Raw genomic sequence first — 15,701 nt, forward strand, 5'->3', positions numbered from 1 at the left:
CCAATTGAAATATATTAATGAAAATGAAAAAGACCTCAAAGCGAATGCTTTGGGGGCTTTTTATAAAACAATCTAGAGTTATGAAATTAGAACTACAAAAATCGAGGTCGCTAATAAGCGTTATTTGTGTTCTAAGGACAATATAGCATGGAGTTATATCTTTGAAAATAGTTTTTAAAGACAGAAAATCATAAAATAATTGTGTGTAAAGTACAAAAATGATATATTATGATTAATAAATAATGTAAAAGGAAATTAAAAAGGAGGCAGAGTGATGGCAGTAGAATTGATGCGACTGTATGTAGAACTACCCGAAAAATATAATGTTAAACTTCACACGAATAGTTGTTTTGATAAGACAATCGTCTGGATGCATATGGTGGAGGAGATAGATTTTATACAATTACTGCATGGCGATGAACTGGTTTTCAATTCAGGGTTGAGTTACCAATCAGAGAAATGGCTGAAAACTTATATCACAGAATTGAACAAAGTACATGCAGGAGGTCTAATCATTTCATTTCGCGATAATAGGATGTTTTCGCAGGATATTATTGACTACTGCAATGCAATCCGCTTCCCTATCTTTTCAGCCTCATGGGATACCCCATATATTGATATCATGCGCCTGTTTGCAGAGATTCTGCTGAAGAACGAGCAAAGAGAGACGAATCTGATTACAGCATTCAAGAATGCAATCTTTTATCCGCAGAATGAAGAACTGTATCTAAGCCATTTTGAAAGGAATGGATTCTTCAGGAATATGTCATATGCAGTGATTATGCTCAGTTGTCACGCATATGATAGCGATACAGGGAATGAAAAACTGACAAAGATTGAAAAATCTCTTAGATATATTTTCAAAAATGTAATCGTATATGAAGAGAAAGGCCGCTTGACAATATTGACAGCCAGTTATCCGATCCCGCAGATTGAAAAAGAATGCCAAAAATTCTGTCAGGATGATCCCAATGTATATATAGGAATCGGCACGCTTGCATCTCGCATTACAGATATTCACAGATCCTATGAGAATGCATATACTGCATATGATCTGACGAAGACAGCGATTCCTAAGAATCTGCTTAGTTATGATGAATTGGGCATCTATAAACTTTTGGCAGACGTCAAAGAAAAATCCATCTATCCTGCTTTTGTCCAAGAGACACTCGGAAAACTTATGGAATATGACAAGGAGCAGGAAACAAATTATATGGAGATATTAGAGGCATATTTTGAGAACGAATGTAGTATTATACACACTTCTCAGGCATTGTATTGCCATAAGAATACACTGACATATAAGTTGAATAAGATTAAAGAAGTGTTGGGGTATGATATTTTAAGTAATGAGAACCGTACGAAGATTATGGTGGCGATATATATTCTGCGTTTGGGAACTGGGTTCTTCTAGGGAGGGGACGGGGGAAATCTCGATTTCCCACGTCCCCAATTCAAATAGCCGTGTCCCTTTTTGAATTTGCCCTGTCCCCAATTGCAAAATGTGATATAATGTCATTAACGTGCATACAATACAAAGGAGGCTTAAGAACATGGATCAGAATCGCATAAAAAGAAATAAATTATTAAGTGAGCGGATTATAAAAGGCTTAGAATCCCGCAACATGGAAGGCTATTATGCCGAGACCAAAGAAGAGGCTCTTGCGAAGGCTTTGGAATGGATTCCTGAAGGAAGCAGTATCTCATGGGGAGGCTCTATGTCTGTGAATGAGATCGGGCTGAAGAATACGGTCTGTGAAGGCAATTATACCGTATACAACAGAGACACCGCACAAGGACCGGAAGAGAAGCGTAAGATGGAATTGGCGGCATACGATTGCGATTACTTCTTGACGAGTGCTAATGCAATCACAGAAGACGGTGTTATGGTAAATATAGATGGAATGGCGAACCGGGTATCTGCAATTGCAGCGGGTCCAAGAAATGTTCTGATGATTATCGGGATGAATAAGGTTGTAAAAGATGTGGATAATGCCATGTCAAGAGCAAGGAATGAAGCGGCGCCGATCAATGCGCAGAGATTCGGACTGGATACGCCGTGTGCTAAGACTGGAAGTTGTTTTGATTGCAAGTCGCCGGATACGATCTGCTGCCAGATACTGATTACCAGGTTCTCTAAGAAGCCAAAGCGCATCAAGGTAATTCTGGTAAATGAAGAATTAGGGTTTTAACCCCTTGACTTAGACTCAAGCATTTGCTATAATAAGTAAGTGCTTGATAAGGCGCCATAGCCAAGTGGTAAGGCAAAGGTCTGCAACACCTCTATCACCAGTTCAAATCTGGTTGGCGCCTCTGAAAAATACCGTACCCTTTAGAATAAAAGGATGCGGTATTTTTTTGTTAGCGGTAAAAACTATGCTGAGCCCGTTATAGATATTCATTCTATAGTGAGGATATCTTATAGAAAATTAAGGATAAACACATTCAAAAACTCTATAAATATACTGGTTTATTAAAAAAATCAATTGGAATTCAATCACTTCACTGGCTATACTAAAGATAGCGTATAAATTGAAGAGGAGGTAATTACCATGTCTATTACAGCTGAAACCGCGAAAGCTCATGCGAAAGATCCAGCAGTATTATGTTGTAGAGCAGAGGCGGGCATTACAATCGAGCCAGCTAACCTTGAAGATCCAGCAATCTTCGACGAATTAGTTGATTCAGGATTATTAAATCTGGACGGATGTCTGACAATCGAGCAGGTATTGGGGGCAAAATTAACAAAGACAAGCGATTCCTTATGTCCATTAACTGTTGATAACGTAGATGGTATCAAAGAAGTAGCAGCAGAAGAGCCGGCAGAGGAAGAGGCAGCGCCAGAAGAAGCTGCACCTGCAGTAGCAGGAAGCGTTCAGGGAGCAGTTGCAACTATCAGAAGTGGAAAAGTTGTAATCTCTATCAAAGAAGGAAAAGATATTTATCTTGAACTTCCTATCTAGTAAAAAGTTAGTATAATATGAAGGTGCCGGAGTTAATCTTCCGGCACCATTTTTATATCAGAGATATCTATAAAGGCGGGAAAAATCAATACTCTTCCGCCTCTATTTTTTTCAATATTTTATTTACGAATACCTTTGCATGTTCGAAATCCAGACTATCAGGATGTGTCAGTGCCTCATCAAAATTACGGATGCACATATCCATCTGAGCGGAATTCTCGGCAGTACGCATAGCTTCGTATTTCTGACGGACTTTCTGAGGCATCTTGCCCTGGCAGATGAAGGCGCCCAGATAGGCGTTGTCAGATTCGATCCAGGCGCTGGCGCTCTGTGCGATAGCACTGTAGTATTCGGGCGAATCACCCATACCGCAGGTTCCGAAGAGTGCAATGCATTTGCCACTTAAGTCATTCAGAAAATCACTGACTGTCATGCTGCAAGTTCCGCAGCGGACGCCAAAACCGATAAAGTATATGCGCGCTTCCGGAATTGTCTTGTTAGTTGTAATATCGATCAGGTCTTTTGAATTGCCTGGAAGATGTGAGAAGATGGTTGCTGCGAGTTTCTTCGTATTTCCGGATTCGCTTTGATATAATACCAAATATTCTAACACCACAATCAGTCCCTTCCTAATATAAATGAATTGACATTAGATATACCCGCCAGGCATTCCGCCGCCGCCACAACACAGACCGCTGCCGCCGCAGCACAGATTGCACATGAGATTGGCAATACAGAGTTTCATACATAGACCACTGCTGCCGGTAAATGTCGTCTGGTATGGTCCCTGTTGCTGCTGATACCAACTGCCGCCGCTTTCGAATCGGTTCACTAACATCTGATACTGAAAATTATCGGGTTCAAGGCGAAGTGCTTCTTTGGCATGCTGTAAGGCAATCACATTGTTGCCCATACCGGAATTCGCCAGGGCGCTATAATAATACCACTGGGCACCTCGGTCTTTGATACCATTTAACAGGTTCAGTGCTTCCTGATAATGCCTGCTGTTAATAAAATTAGCGGCAGCTTTCATATGAAGGTCTTCTTCGCTCTCGGTTGCACCGGAATTCGCCTGACGATATTGTCCCGCGAAACCGCGGAAACTTCCGAAATCGCCAAAGTCGCCGAATCCTCCGAATCCACCATATCCTCCGGAGCCATACCCGCCAGGACCATAACTGCCGGAACCATATCCGTCGGAGCCGCTACTGCCGGAGCCATAACTGCCATACCCGCCGGAAGTTCCATACTCCCGCTCGCGCATGATCTGCTGGTATGCCTGCTGTACTTCTTTGAATTTGGCTTCTGCCTGGTCTTTATTAGGATTATTAATATTAGCGTCCGGATGATATCTGCGGCTTAAGTTCCGGTATGCTTTTTTAATCTCTTCGTCAGAGGCATCGCGTGATATGCCTAAGACGCTATATGGATCTGTCATGATTGTTGTTCTCCTGTATCTGAATGATTACGGTCAGGATCTGTATTATCCCCGGCATCCGTCTGGTAAGGCTCCTGCTGATTATGCTCAGTCTCCTCTGGCAGGTCGACTGGTGCGTCCAGACGTTTGGCGGTTACTTCGGTGTAGCGGCACCAGACGCCGGAGTATAGGATATTGCGAAGAATATCTGCATGAAGAAGAATCGGCAGTTTCTCGAATTCCCTGGAGCATTCTGCCATCATCAGAGTTAATAACTGCTTGCAATCTTCTGCAAAATGTTCATTGTTCTGGAATCCCTCTTTAAAAGGATTATAATTTCCTGACCGAATATCTTTTTCCACATCTTCGTAAGCATCCATCAGGTAGATGAATTTGCCAAGGAAGAATCCAATCTTGCGAAGAGAAGGCTCCCACTCATCTTGACGCATGGCAAAAAGTTCAGCCATGATATTTCCGAAAAGTCCTGCCATCAGATCAAGGTTACGTTCATTCTCCTGTTCGAGAATGGACAGATGTTTCAGATTCTTAGAGACGACAGCGATTTTGTCGGGATAGGTCTTTTGGATGTCTTTCATCTTAGAGTTTAACAATTTGGCACCGAGACGGCTTTTCTTCTTATGCTCGTCCTCCCAGTCATCTTTGCATTTATAATAAGATAGAATGAGATTGACTGCAGCAGCGTAGTCGGTGAACTTATTGGTTCTGGCAGCATGTTTTTCCAGTGGATGTGCAATGCAGTTCACTACCTCCAACTTCGTCTCGGGTTCATAGAGCCCGGTAAGAAGCACGATGAGGAAGGTCATATCATAAGAAAGAGTAACCTGACCTCTAATACCATAGCATTCCTTCAGGCGTTTGCAAAGACCGCAATAGTAAGAATGGTACATGTCGTAATCTTTGAACTTCATCTCTGCTTTGTTAATTGCAATATATCCAAACATAGGTGCTCCTCGTCAGCTCTTTTTGATAAATGTTGTGTTGCATTTGGGGCAGCGGATCTCAATCTTGCCCTTACCTCTGGGAATACGGATTTTCTGCTTGCAAGTAGGGCATTTGTAGATGTGGTGGGTCTTGCGCTGTGCCATCATATTCTTCTGACGATAGAAAAATGTGCGGAGTTTATAGGTCTTATTCAGATACCATTGGTTTTCAGAAGAACGTTTATAGATGTTCTTTGAAAACATGCGGAAATAAGAATAGATGATCAGGCACCAGGATAAGAGGGACAGAAGCATACTGTCAGTCCATCCGGCAAGGATCATAGCGGCAAGCCCGGTAATAATTGTGAATTTTCCCAGGGAATCAACCCCGTAGCGTCCATACATGAATCGAATCAGTTTCTCTTTCAAATCAAATCAACCTCCTAAATATATTACCAATCATACGCCGTATGGGTTTAAAGTCAATAAACTGCCAATAAAAAATATATAAAGTTTTTAGACTTGCAAACCTATTTTGTGTAAGGGTGTGTTATACTGGTCAGGAAGATAAGAACGAAAGCATATAGGGGAAGATGTATGAACGAGTTGACCAGATTGATAAAAGAGGATATGAAACCTGCGCTTGGCGTGACGGAGCCTGGAGCCATTGCGTATGCGGTCGCCAGTGCAAGAAGCCATGTGACGGGAGAGATAAAGAGGGTACGGGTGCGGATGAATTCCGGTATGTATAAGAATGCTTATACTTGTGGAATCCCGAATTCCTCCAGATTCGGCAATCTGTATGCGGCAGCGCTTGGCGCGGTGGCTGCGGATGCGGGGAAGGGTTTGGAGTCTCTGGCGAATATTACGCCTGAGGATGACGAGATGGCAGCGAAGATGGTAGAAGACGGGAAAGTAGAGGCGCTGGTGGATTGTATCGACTCAAGAATTAGGATCGATGCTACGGTAGAGACGCAGGCGGATACCTGTATGGTGTCTATCAGAGACAGTCATACCCATATTGTTTCGATTGAGAAGAATGGGGAGCAGATCTATGTGGAAAATCGTTCTGAAGAGGGCGATGTATCCGTAGATGCGTTGGAGTATGGACAGGAGGGCGCAGAGGGGAGTGCGATTCCTGCGATACACAGATATTCGCTGAAAGACATACTTGAATATGTGGAGCATGTATCGCTGGAAGAACTTGCATTTATAAGGGACGCATTCGCCATGAACATGGAACTGCTTGAAGAAGGACTGGCATCTGATCGGGCAACGATTGCAAAACGCTTGTTTCAAAAGAATGGGGAGCAGATGTTCTCAAGCCATGTGCTGGATACAGCCCAACTTCTATGCAATGGAGCGATTGAAGCAAGGGTGCTGGGACTTAGCCGTCCGGCGATGAGTATTACCGGAAGCGGAGCACATGGGATTATTGCGACGATGCCGCTTTTGGCAGAATATAAGGTGAATTGTGAATCGAAGATGCCGGCGGAAGACATGCAGGAAGAGGATGTCATGCTTTTAAGGGCAACGGCACTGAGTTATCTGATTACCATGTATATCAAGGAATATTCCGGCAGGTTATCTGCATTCTGCGGATGTGGAATTGCGGCGGGAACCGGTATGGCATGTGGTCTTGCGTATATGCGGGGAGCAGATGAAACTATCATCACGATGGTGATTCAGAATATGGCGAGTGGTCTTACGGGAATGATCTGTGACGGCGGAAATCATGGATGTGCGATGAAGGGAATTGTTGCGGTAGATGCGGCGTTTCGGGCAGTGGAACTGGCGATGGATGGTATATGCATTGAGAGCATCCATGGAATTAACGGAAGGACGCCGGAGGATACCATGAGACATATGGGGATGATTGCATCTCCCGGAATGGTGCAGACGGAGAAGACGATTGTAGAGATTATGGAGCAGAAGTAGACTAAAGAGCAGGGATAAAGAGTAGAAATAGAAGAGGCAGAGAAGGTGGGGCAGAATGGGAGAGAATAAAAGGAAATATCACAGAGGACGCAGAAGGAAACAAAAAAGCAGTATCATATCGAATATGATACTTGTGATCGCGATTATCGTATTCTGTGTATCGGCGTTTCAATTATTTCGAATAATGAAGGGCTATTACGATGGCAGAAGTGAATACGATAAGATCCGGGACTTGGCGATTGAGACGGAAGGTAAAAAGAATGGAGAGGAAGAGCAGGCGAGATTCCAGGTGAATTTTGACGAACTGCTGAAGATCAATCCTGATACGATAGGCTGGATACGGTTTGATCCTGAGCCGTCTGTTATTAGTTACCCGATCGTTCAGGGGAGTAATAACAGTGAGTATTTGAAGAAAACATTTTCGTCAAATGAGAACACTTTGGGAGCCATTTTCCTGAATGTGGATAATAGCCCGGCTTTTACAGATAAGAATTCGATCATATACGGGCATCGAATGAAGGATGGTTCTATGTTCCGGCATTTGCAGGACTATGAAGATCAGTCATTCTGGGAGGCGAATCCGTATTTTTATATCTACACGCCTGACGGCAGTGAGATGAAGTATCATATCTATTCGGTAGGCGAAGTAGAAGATACATCAGATACATATCTTACGGTATTCGGTACAGAAGAAGAGTATCAGGCATTCCTTAATATGACAAAGGAAGTGGCGCTGTACGATACTGGAGTAGAGGTGACAACGAATGATACGATTGTTACACTGTCAACCTGTACCAGCGCCAGCGACAATCACCGGTTCGTGGTTCGTGGAGTGAGAGAAGAAGGGGGCGCAGACGAGTAATGAAGAGTGGATATGTTTACGAAGTTGGAGATATCGTGACGATGAAGAAACAGCACCCATGTGGAAGTAAAGAATGGGAGATATTGCGTGTTGGAGCGGATTTTCGTTTAAAATGCCTGGGGTGCGGGCATCAGATTATGATTGCACGTAGATTGGTGGAAAAAAACACAAAAGATTTGAAGAAAAAGGCTTGAAACAAGCGGTAGATTATGGTATCATATTTAACCGTGATACATGAAATCTGTCGGCTGTGACCGGCAGGTAATCCTTGCTCCCACATAAACTGAGCGGGGGCCAAAAGACCAGAAGGAGGTGCAAAGACGACATGAACAAATATGAATTAGCTGTTGTTGTCAGTGCAAAAATCGAAGATGACGAGAGAGCACAGGTTATCGAAAAAGTAAAAGCATTAGTTGAACGTTTCGGTGGTCAGATCTCAGACGTCGATGAATGGGGTAAGAGAAGATTAGCTTACGAAATTCAGAAGATGAAAGAAGCATACTACTATTTCATCCACTTCGAATCTGATGCTGAGACTCCAGGCGAAATCGAGCAGAGAATTCGCATCATGGACAACGTGATCAGATATTTATGCGTTAGACAGGAAGCATAAGCAGGAAGTAGAGGTAATTATATGAATAAAGTAATTTTGATGGGACGCTTAACAAGAGATCCTGAAGTGAGATATTCACAGGGAGAGAACTCTTTGGCAATCGCGAGATTCACATTGGCTGTTGACCGGAGATTCAGACGTGATGGAGAAGCAACTGCAGATTTTATCAGTTGCGTGGCATTTGGAAGACAGGCAGAGCATGCTGAGAAGTATTACCGTCAGGGGTTGAAAGTTGTAATTAGCGGACGTATCCAGACGGGCAGTTACACGAACAGAGATGGCGTGAAGGTCTACACGACAGAGGTTGTTGTAGAAGAGCAGGAATTTGCTGAGAGCAAGGCTTCAAGCGATGCTAATATCGGAAGTTACCGTTCGGCGGCTCCCACACCGGCACCGGCACCAGTTTCTGATGCGGGCGACGGCTTCATGAATATTCCGGATGGAATTGATGAGGAATTACCGTTTAATTAGGCACTGAACACTGGCATTGAACACTTGGTGAAGCAAAGATGAGTCTAGTGTGAAAGTCCATCTTGAAACTTGGTGAGGTGTTTTCGAACTTAGTTGAAGGATGTTACAATGTTAGTGAGAAGGCCGTTCTGGTGAGTGAAACGAAGCAGAACTTCAAATAAAAAGGAGGAGACCAAGATGGCTTACGATAAAGGCAATCGTCCAGAAGGCGGCTTCAAGAGAAGAGGCGGCGGACGCAGAAGAAAAAAAGTATGTGTATTCTGTGGTAAAGAGAATAACGAGATCGATTACAAGGATGTAGCAAAGTTAAGAAAGTACATCTCTGAAAGAGGAAAGATTCTTCCAAGAAGAATTACAGGTAACTGTGCAAAGCACCAGAGAGCTCTTACAGTAGCAATCAAGAGAGCACGTCATATTGCTTTGATGCCATACGTACAGGAATAATTATTGAATATAGTATGAGTTGGAACCGCCGCTGTTTTATATAGCGGCGGTTTTTAATTTGCCGTGTCCCTTTTTTAATTTTAGCACAATTGGCGACTTTTTTTGTACGTTCGTGACTTTATGTTGGCATAATCTTGTTTTTATTCCCCTTTTTTGATACATTAAAGATACCGTAAAAGTGTAGAGACAGAATGCTGAAAAAGTAATAAGAGAACTTAAAATAAGCGAGGATGTTATCTATGAAGGTGAAAGCAATCAGTAATGCGGCGGAATTGGAGCGGGTATCTCCATTTCGTGTGGAATGTCTTTTGTGGGGAACGAAAGAGATTCCGAAGACTTATGGTTATCTTGGATTCGTGCCGGGAGATGGATTCTATCTGAAGATGGTGTGCGAGGAGAAGGAACCTCTTCGCAAGTATATGAAGGATTTTGATCCGGTCTATCGGGATAGCGCGATGGAAGCGTTCTTCCAGTTTGATACAAGAAAGGGGAACGAGGGCGTTCCGATCTATATGAATTTTGAGGCGAATGCTAATGGAGCCTTGCTGGCGGCGTATGGTTCGGAGCGGATGTATCGGAGTCATTTCTCCAAGGAGGAAGGGGAAGTGTTCGGCTGTAGGGCGAAGATAGAAGAGGAGTTCTGGAGTGTCAGCCTTCGGATTCCGTTAAAGGTGTTATATCGGGTATATGGACCACTGAATCTGGATGTGGGAAGCAAGTTTACCTGTAATTTCTATAAGATCTCTGAGACGAAGGCGGTTGAACATTATGCTTCGTGTTTTCCGATTCGGTCGGATATTCCTAGTTTTCATATGCCGGAATTCTTTGGTGGGGCAGAGATCGTACGGTGACAGATAGTAGAAGATGTAAGGAATTTGAATAAAGTAAGCAATATTAAATGCAATAAAAAGTAATGAAATATCAGGAGGTATGTTATGAAGATTTACAAAGCAACGGACTACAAGGATATGAGCAGGAAGGCGGCTAATATTATCTCTGCACAGGTAATTATGAAGCCGGATTGTGTGCTGGGGCTGGCAACAGGCTCTACTCCAATTGGCACTTATCAGCAGCTGGTAGAGTGGTATAAGAAAGGGGATCTGGATTTTTCAGGAGTAACTACAGTTAATCTGGATGAGTATAAGGGGTTGCCTAGAACGAATGACCAGAGTTATTATTATTTTATGCATCAGAATCTGTTCGATCGAGTGAACGTGAATCCTGAGAGCACGCATCTTCCGGACGGAATGGAGCCAGACAGCGAGAAGGAATGTGCAAGATATGAGGAACTGATTCACTCTCTGGGTGGCGTAGACCTTCAACTTTTGGGACTTGGACATAATGGTCATATCGGATTCAATGAGCCAGGGGAAGTGTTCGAGAAAGAGACACATTGTGTGAATCTACAAGAGAGAACGATTGAAGCGAATAAGCGTTTCTTTGCTTCCGCAGATGAAGTGCCGAGACAGGCATATACCATGGGAATTAAGACGATCATGCAGGCGAAGAAGATTCTGGTAGTTGTAAGTGGGGAAGATAAAGCAGATATCGTGGCGAAGGCATTCTTCGGTCCGGTAACGCCGGCAGTTCCGGCATCTATTCTTCAGATGCATAATGATGTGACACTGGTGGGCGATGAAGCAGCACTTTCTAAGATTCCGCAGTAAGTAGGAATGCATTAGGAGAGAATCAAGCAGGATATAGAATGAAGTATCAGGAGGCAGGAGACTGTCTCCTTTTTACTGCCGTATTTCCAGCGAAACTGGGGCACGCTGGTCAGCAGCAGATTCTGTCAACGTTAAAATTTTAAGAAAATACAAGAGATTTCATAAAAAGCAATATATCTAAAAAACATAGCAATAACAAGATTGACCATTTAAGAAAAAGTAAGTATTGTATATTATATAAAAACAAAGAAAGGACGGAAGAAAGATGAGCGAGAATACAAGAGGACGAGTAACAATCCCGACGGATGTAGATGTGGTTCCGGAGACCCTGGAACTTGTAAAACGCTGGGGAGCAGATGCAATCCGTGACTGTGACGGAACTGAATATCCGGAAGAGTTAAGAAATGTGGATGCAAAGGTATATTCTACTTACTATACTACGAGAAAAGATAATGAATGGGCGAAAGCAAACCCGGATGAGATCCAGCAGATGTATATTATGACCCCGTTCTATAATGCGGTAGGGGATACTTTGGAGATCCATCTGATGAACCACCTGTATCCGGATATGCTGGCGGTGAATTCACGCGATGACATCAAGAGATGGTGGGAAGTTATTGACCGTACAACAGGGGAAGTCGTACCAACAGAGGATTGGGAATATGATGAAGAGAAGGGTGATGTGAGAATCCTTCGCACAAAGCAGTTTCATGATTATACCGTAAGTTTTCTTGCATATATCATGTGGGATCCGGTGCATATGTACAATGCAGTGACCAACGACTGGAAAGGCGTTGAGAAGCAGATTACTTTTGATGTGCGCCAGCCGAAGACCAAGGCATATTCGATGGAGCGCCTGAGAAAATATATTCAGGATAATCCGCACATTGACGTAATCCGGTACACTACATTCTTCCATCAGTTTACGCTGATCTTTGATGAATTTGCAAGAGAAAAATATGTAGACTGGTATGGCTATTCCGCATCTGTAAGCCCATATATCTTAGAACAGTTTGAGGAAGAAGTGGGCTACAAATTCCGTCCGGAATACATTATTGATCAGGGTTATATGAACAATACGTATCGCGTTCCATCTAAGGAATTCCAGGACTTCCAGGCATTCCAGAGAAGGGAAGTGGCGCGCCTTGCAAAGCAGATGGTAGATATTACGCATGAGTGCGGCAAGGAAGCGATGATGTTCCTGGGAGATCACTGGATTGGCATGGAGCCTTTCATGGATGAATTCAAGAGTATTGGACTTGATGCTGTAGTGGGAAGCGTGGGAAATGGTGCGACACTCAGACTCCTTAGTGATATTGAAGGGGTAAAATATATTGAAGGACGTTTCCTTCCGTATTTCTTCCCGGATACTTTCCACGAGGGTGGTGATCCGGTAAAAGAGGCGAAGGTCAATTGGGTAACGGCAAGAAGAGCGATTCTTAGAAAGCCAATCGACAGGATCGGATATGGCGGATATCTGAAACTTGCGATGGAATTCCCGGAATTCATTGACTATGTGGAGGAAGTTTGTCAGGAATTCCGTACACTGTATGATAATATCAAGGGTACGGTTCCATATTGCGTGAAGAAGGTTGCTGTGCTGAACAGTTGGGGCAAGATGCGTGCATGGGGCAATCATATGGTACATCACGCAATCTATCATAAGCAGAATTATTCTTATGCAGGAATCATAGAGGCATTAAGCGGTGCGCCATTTGATGTTGTATATATTTCTTTTGACGATATCAGAGAGAATCCGGCTATCCTGGATGATATTGATGTGATTCTGAATGTGGGTGATGCTTATACTGCATACACAGGTGGCGAGAACTGGAAAGACGAGACCATCGTTACTGCAATTAAGCGCTTTATTTATCAGGGGGGCGGCTTCATTGGTGTCGGCGAGCCGGCAGCATACCAGTGGCAGGGAAGATTCTTCCAGTTGTCAGGAGTTCTTGGCGTGGAAGAGGAGACTGGCTTCACCTTGAATGTGGATAAATATAACTGGGAGGAGCATGACCACTTCATTACTGAGGATTGCGAAGGCGAGATTGATTTTGGCGAAGGCAAGAAGAATATCTTTGCGTTGGATGGAACGACTGTGATTAAGCAGATTGATAAAGAAGTACAGCTTGCGGCAAATGAGTTCGGCGAAGGCCGTGGTGTTTATATCAGCGGACTTCCGTATAGTTTTGAAAATAGCCGGCTTCTCTACAGGGCAATTCTTTGGGCTTCCGGTTCTGAAGGCGAATTGCATCGGTGGTTCAGCAGCAACTATAATGTGGAAGTACACGCTTATGTTGCAAATGGCAAGTATTGTGTGGTAAATAATACGTACGAGCCGCAGAAGACCACGGTTTATAAGGGGGACGGAAGTTCCTTTGATGTAGAACTGGATGCGAATGAGATTATCTGGTATGAGATCTAGAGGACGATAATATACATTTGGGTATAGGACATTTTCCAAAAAGGTACAGGACATTTGTTAATTGGGGACGTAGTAAAATGCACTTTTACTGCGTCCCCAACTTGCGGTATTGGATAGGGGATACCCCTGTCTCTTTGCGAAATACCTGTGAAAAATACGACTGCGATGAGAAGCCGGTAGCGTCTGCAATCTTGGCGATAGGATAATTGGTCGATTCGAGCAGATGTTTTGCTTCGGCTATCCGTCGGTATGTCAGGTAATTAATAGGTGATATCCCCTTATATTTCTTGAACGCATGTACCATATAATATTTGTTCATATGGGTGAGGGTACTCAGCGTCTCCAATGTAATATCGTCTGCAAAATGTTCGTCTAGATATTGTTCGATGAAGCGGCATTCCCGTGAGATCTTGTTGACAGAGGGGAATGTCAGCGTCGACTTCGTGCTTCGGCGCAGCAGAAGGATGAAGACCTCCAGCAGATCCATGCAGATATCTACATACCCTTCCTTCTTCTCATGCAGTTCCTGGATAATGGATTTCAGGTAGAACAGTATCTCGTTTCTCTGATTCTTCAGGTTGTAGAGGCTGTAGTCCTTGTTGTGTGAGGATTGCTGAAAAGAGATCCCTTCAATGCCGAGTACGATATATTCAAGGGCGTTCTTTCCATCGGCGAATTCCGTGTGCATTACATTCGGGTTGATGACGACGAAGTCATCCTCTTTCACGGAAAATGACTTCCCCTCTATGTTGAACTTGCCCATGCCGGAGACTACGTAGAAGAATTCGGTAAATGGGTGTGAGTGCATTACGCTCTGCCAGTGCCGGTCGTAGCCGGAACGTGTAATGTACAATAACTGGATGTCAATATCATCTAGAATCTTGGAACTACATTCAGTTGCGTCGAATTTATATCTTTGATATGGCATAATACCTCCTGAGTTAAGTCTGGGGAGGGGACGGGGGAAACCTCAATTTCCCCCGTCCCCAATTTAATTTGCCGTGTCCCTTTTTGAATTTGCCGTGTCCCTTTTTAAAAACTTCCTTCTGCCATCGCCTTAATCGATGAAGCATACTCAGAAGGAGTCATCCCCGTCACTTTCTTGAATTGCCTGGAAAAATAATGAATCGAAGAGTAACCTAGGTGTTCTGATATCTGGGTAAAGTTTAGATGATTCGTCCGCATCATTTCTTTCGCAGCGTTTATCTTCATTAAAGTAAAATACTCAATAATCCCCATATCACATCGCTCTTTAAAGATCTTCTGAAGTTGTGAGCGCCCAATCAGGTTGTCCTTACAGATCTGTTCTATTGTAACGGTTGTATTCAGATGGCTTGCCAGATAATCGACAACCCTGTTGAACACTTCGACATCACTCTTGCTCTTAGTTGCTTTTGGAACTTCAGATTTTACAAGTTGCTTGTGAAGTGTGATTGGGTTGGAGTATCTCCGAATCAGATGAATCAGGAAATGCTCCAGATAGAGCCGGATCAACTGTTGGGCAGCGAACATATCGGGTTCTTTCAAAGGCATATTCTGAAGATAAGGATTGTCCAGCCGACAGTCAAAGCATCGTCTTGCTTCTATTATAATATTGGCAAGAAGATTACGCTCCGTTTCATCGATTCGTAAGATTCGTTCCCGGAAAAAGTCCATAGCCTCATCATCGCATTGGAAGGCAATCACGACCAGATTCGGCGCGATCTTCCCGGTAGCATTGACATCGTGGAATTCGTTAGGCTGGTGGAAGGCGACATCGCCTTTCTTCAATACCGTATAGGTCTTGCCGGCGGTTACCCCCACTTCTCCCTTGTCTACACAGATGAATTCCCAGAAGTTATGCGATTCTCCTGCAAAAGAAAAATTACTCATATATTCAAAATAATGAATGCTGTATATCTTGCTGATGGAAATAGAATTTTTCAGTGTGATTCCGTTATATCCCATGTTGTAGTCC

General features: G+C 43.5%; 17 protein-coding genes, 1 tRNA gene and 1 pseudogene. 13 read left to right on the top strand and 6 right to left on the bottom strand.

The window, feature by feature from the left end:
• Positions 1-274 precede the first annotated feature (274 nt).
• The 4 genes and pseudogenes from ACQRBN_RS14505 to ACQRBN_RS14520 all read left to right on the top strand — a co-directional run.
• Complete coding sequence (locus ACQRBN_RS14505) at positions 275-1,414, top strand: PucR family transcriptional regulator (protein ID WP_427739734.1); 1,140 nt, start codon at positions 275-277, stop codon at positions 1,412-1,414.
• A 139-nt stretch (positions 1,415-1,553) separates the two neighbouring features.
• Positions 1,554-2,192: a lactate utilization protein gene (locus ACQRBN_RS14510; protein ID WP_427739735.1), complete on the top strand. Its 639-nt coding sequence runs from the start codon at positions 1,554-1,556 to the stop codon at positions 2,190-2,192.
• Positions 2,193-2,242: 50 nt separating this feature from the next.
• Positions 2,243-2,313 (top strand) — tRNA-Cys (locus tag ACQRBN_RS14515).
• 239 nt (positions 2,314-2,552) lie between these two features.
• Positions 2,553-2,960: pseudogene (locus ACQRBN_RS14520) on the top strand (sugar transporter); the annotation flags it as partial.
• A gap of 88 nt (positions 2,961-3,048) precedes the next feature.
• On the opposite strand, the gene bilS reads toward ACQRBN_RS14520, so the two are convergent.
• From bilS to ACQRBN_RS14540, 4 genes are read right to left on the bottom strand one after another with little or no spacing between them, the layout of a single operon-like run.
• On the bottom strand, positions 3,049-3,579 hold the full coding sequence (gene bilS / locus ACQRBN_RS14525; protein ID WP_427739736.1) for a flavodoxin family protein BilS: 531 nt from the start codon (positions 3,577-3,579) through the stop codon (positions 3,049-3,051).
• A gap of 33 nt (positions 3,580-3,612) precedes the next feature.
• A complete protein-coding gene (locus ACQRBN_RS14530) occupies positions 3,613-4,401 on the bottom strand; it encodes a J domain-containing protein (protein ID WP_427739737.1) in 789 nt (262 codons plus the stop codon).
• Positions 4,398-5,342 (bottom strand): DUF5685 family protein, encoded by a 945-nt coding sequence (locus ACQRBN_RS14535; RefSeq protein WP_427739738.1) that lies wholly within the window; start codon positions 5,340-5,342, stop codon positions 4,398-4,400. Before ACQRBN_RS14535 ends, ACQRBN_RS14530 begins: the two co-directional genes overlap by 4 nt.
• 12 nt (positions 5,343-5,354) lie before the next feature.
• Positions 5,355-5,750, bottom strand: coding sequence for a hypothetical protein (locus ACQRBN_RS14540; RefSeq protein WP_427739739.1), 396 nt, complete (start codon positions 5,748-5,750; stop codon positions 5,355-5,357).
• 168 nt (positions 5,751-5,918) lie between these two features.
• Between ACQRBN_RS14540 and ACQRBN_RS14545 the strand changes: the two genes are divergently transcribed.
• The 9 genes from ACQRBN_RS14545 (at position 5,919) to gnpA (ending at position 13,744) form a co-directional block, all read left to right on the top strand.
• Positions 5,919-7,259, top strand: a complete 1,341-nt coding sequence (locus tag ACQRBN_RS14545; RefSeq protein WP_427739740.1) for a serine dehydratase subunit alpha family protein — start codon at positions 5,919-5,921, stop codon at positions 7,257-7,259.
• 55 nt (positions 7,260-7,314) lie between these two features.
• Positions 7,315-8,121, top strand: a complete 807-nt coding sequence (gene srtB / locus ACQRBN_RS14550) for a class B sortase (RefSeq protein ID WP_427739741.1) — start codon at positions 7,315-7,317, stop codon at positions 8,119-8,121.
• Complete coding sequence (locus ACQRBN_RS14555) at positions 8,121-8,315, top strand: DUF951 domain-containing protein (RefSeq protein WP_427739742.1); 195 nt, start codon at positions 8,121-8,123, stop codon at positions 8,313-8,315. The genes srtB and ACQRBN_RS14555 overlap by 1 nt, the downstream gene beginning before the upstream one ends.
• Positions 8,316-8,446: 131 nt before the next feature.
• Complete coding sequence (gene rpsF / locus ACQRBN_RS14560; protein ID WP_427739744.1) at positions 8,447-8,734, top strand: 30S ribosomal protein S6; 288 nt, start codon at positions 8,447-8,449, stop codon at positions 8,732-8,734.
• A 21-nt stretch (positions 8,735-8,755) separates the two neighbouring features.
• Complete coding sequence (locus ACQRBN_RS14565) at positions 8,756-9,205, top strand: single-stranded DNA-binding protein (protein ID WP_427739745.1); 450 nt, start codon at positions 8,756-8,758, stop codon at positions 9,203-9,205.
• Between the two features lie 177 nt (positions 9,206-9,382).
• On the top strand, positions 9,383-9,649 hold the full coding sequence (rpsR, locus tag ACQRBN_RS14570; protein WP_016221384.1) for a 30S ribosomal protein S18: 267 nt from the start codon (positions 9,383-9,385) through the stop codon (positions 9,647-9,649).
• Positions 9,650-9,888: 239 nt separating this feature from the next.
• Entirely contained in the window at positions 9,889-10,500 is a 612-nt protein-coding gene (locus ACQRBN_RS14575; RefSeq protein WP_427739746.1) for a carbohydrate-binding family 9-like protein, read from the top strand.
• A gap of 84 nt (positions 10,501-10,584) precedes the next feature.
• A complete protein-coding gene (gene nagB / locus ACQRBN_RS14580; RefSeq protein ID WP_427739748.1) occupies positions 10,585-11,316 on the top strand; it encodes a glucosamine-6-phosphate deaminase in 732 nt (243 codons plus the stop codon).
• A gap of 265 nt (positions 11,317-11,581) precedes the next feature.
• Entirely contained in the window at positions 11,582-13,744 is a 2,163-nt protein-coding gene (gene gnpA / locus ACQRBN_RS14585; protein ID WP_427739749.1) for a 1,3-beta-galactosyl-N-acetylhexosamine phosphorylase, read from the top strand.
• Positions 13,745-13,829: 85 nt separating this feature from the next.
• Here the strand turns inward: gnpA and ACQRBN_RS14590 are convergent, their stop codons facing one another.
• The gene (locus ACQRBN_RS14590; RefSeq protein WP_427739750.1) at positions 13,830-14,672 is read right to left on the bottom strand and encodes an AraC family transcriptional regulator; all 843 of its coding nucleotides are present in this window, start codon (positions 14,670-14,672) and stop codon (positions 13,830-13,832) included.
• A 104-nt stretch (positions 14,673-14,776) separates the two neighbouring features.
• Positions 14,777-15,691: an AraC family transcriptional regulator gene (locus tag ACQRBN_RS14595; protein ID WP_427739768.1), complete on the bottom strand. Its 915-nt coding sequence runs from the start codon at positions 15,689-15,691 to the stop codon at positions 14,777-14,779.
• Between the last annotated feature and the right edge of the window lie 10 nt (positions 15,692-15,701).

Source organism: Bariatricus sp. SGI.154 (assembly GCF_050313795.1).
Taxonomy (GTDB): Bacteria; Bacillota; Clostridia; order Lachnospirales; family Lachnospiraceae; genus CAMBRQ01.

Coding starts and splice junctions, on each gene's coding strand:
- srtB (WP_427739741.1), top strand. CDS start 7,315: ATGGGAGAGAATAAAAGGAAATATCACAGAGGACGCAGAAGGAAACAA.
- gnpA (WP_427739749.1), top strand. CDS start 11,582: ATGAGCGAGAATACAAGAGGACGAGTAACAATCCCGACGGATGTAGAT.
- rpsR (WP_016221384.1), top strand. CDS start 9,383: ATGGCTTACGATAAAGGCAATCGTCCAGAAGGCGGCTTCAAGAGAAGA.
- ACQRBN_RS14545 (WP_427739740.1), top strand. CDS start 5,919: ATGAACGAGTTGACCAGATTGATAAAAGAGGATATGAAACCTGCGCTT.
- ACQRBN_RS14590 (WP_427739750.1), bottom strand. CDS start 14,672: ATGCCATATCAAAGATATAAATTCGACGCAACTGAATGTAGTTCCAAG.
- ACQRBN_RS14535 (WP_427739738.1), bottom strand. CDS start 5,342: ATGTTTGGATATATTGCAATTAACAAAGCAGAGATGAAGTTCAAAGAT.
- ACQRBN_RS14530 (WP_427739737.1), bottom strand. CDS start 4,401: ATGACAGATCCATATAGCGTCTTAGGCATATCACGCGATGCCTCTGAC.
- ACQRBN_RS14505 (WP_427739734.1), top strand. CDS start 275: ATGGCAGTAGAATTGATGCGACTGTATGTAGAACTACCCGAAAAATAT.
- ACQRBN_RS14510 (WP_427739735.1), top strand. CDS start 1,554: ATGGATCAGAATCGCATAAAAAGAAATAAATTATTAAGTGAGCGGATT.
- rpsF (WP_427739744.1), top strand. CDS start 8,447: ATGAACAAATATGAATTAGCTGTTGTTGTCAGTGCAAAAATCGAAGAT.
- nagB (WP_427739748.1), top strand. CDS start 10,585: ATGAAGATTTACAAAGCAACGGACTACAAGGATATGAGCAGGAAGGCG.
- ACQRBN_RS14575 (WP_427739746.1), top strand. CDS start 9,889: ATGAAGGTGAAAGCAATCAGTAATGCGGCGGAATTGGAGCGGGTATCT.
- ACQRBN_RS14565 (WP_427739745.1), top strand. CDS start 8,756: ATGAATAAAGTAATTTTGATGGGACGCTTAACAAGAGATCCTGAAGTG.
- ACQRBN_RS14555 (WP_427739742.1), top strand. CDS start 8,121: ATGAAGAGTGGATATGTTTACGAAGTTGGAGATATCGTGACGATGAAG.
- ACQRBN_RS14595 (WP_427739768.1), bottom strand. CDS start 15,691: ATGGGATATAACGGAATCACACTGAAAAATTCTATTTCCATCAGCAAG.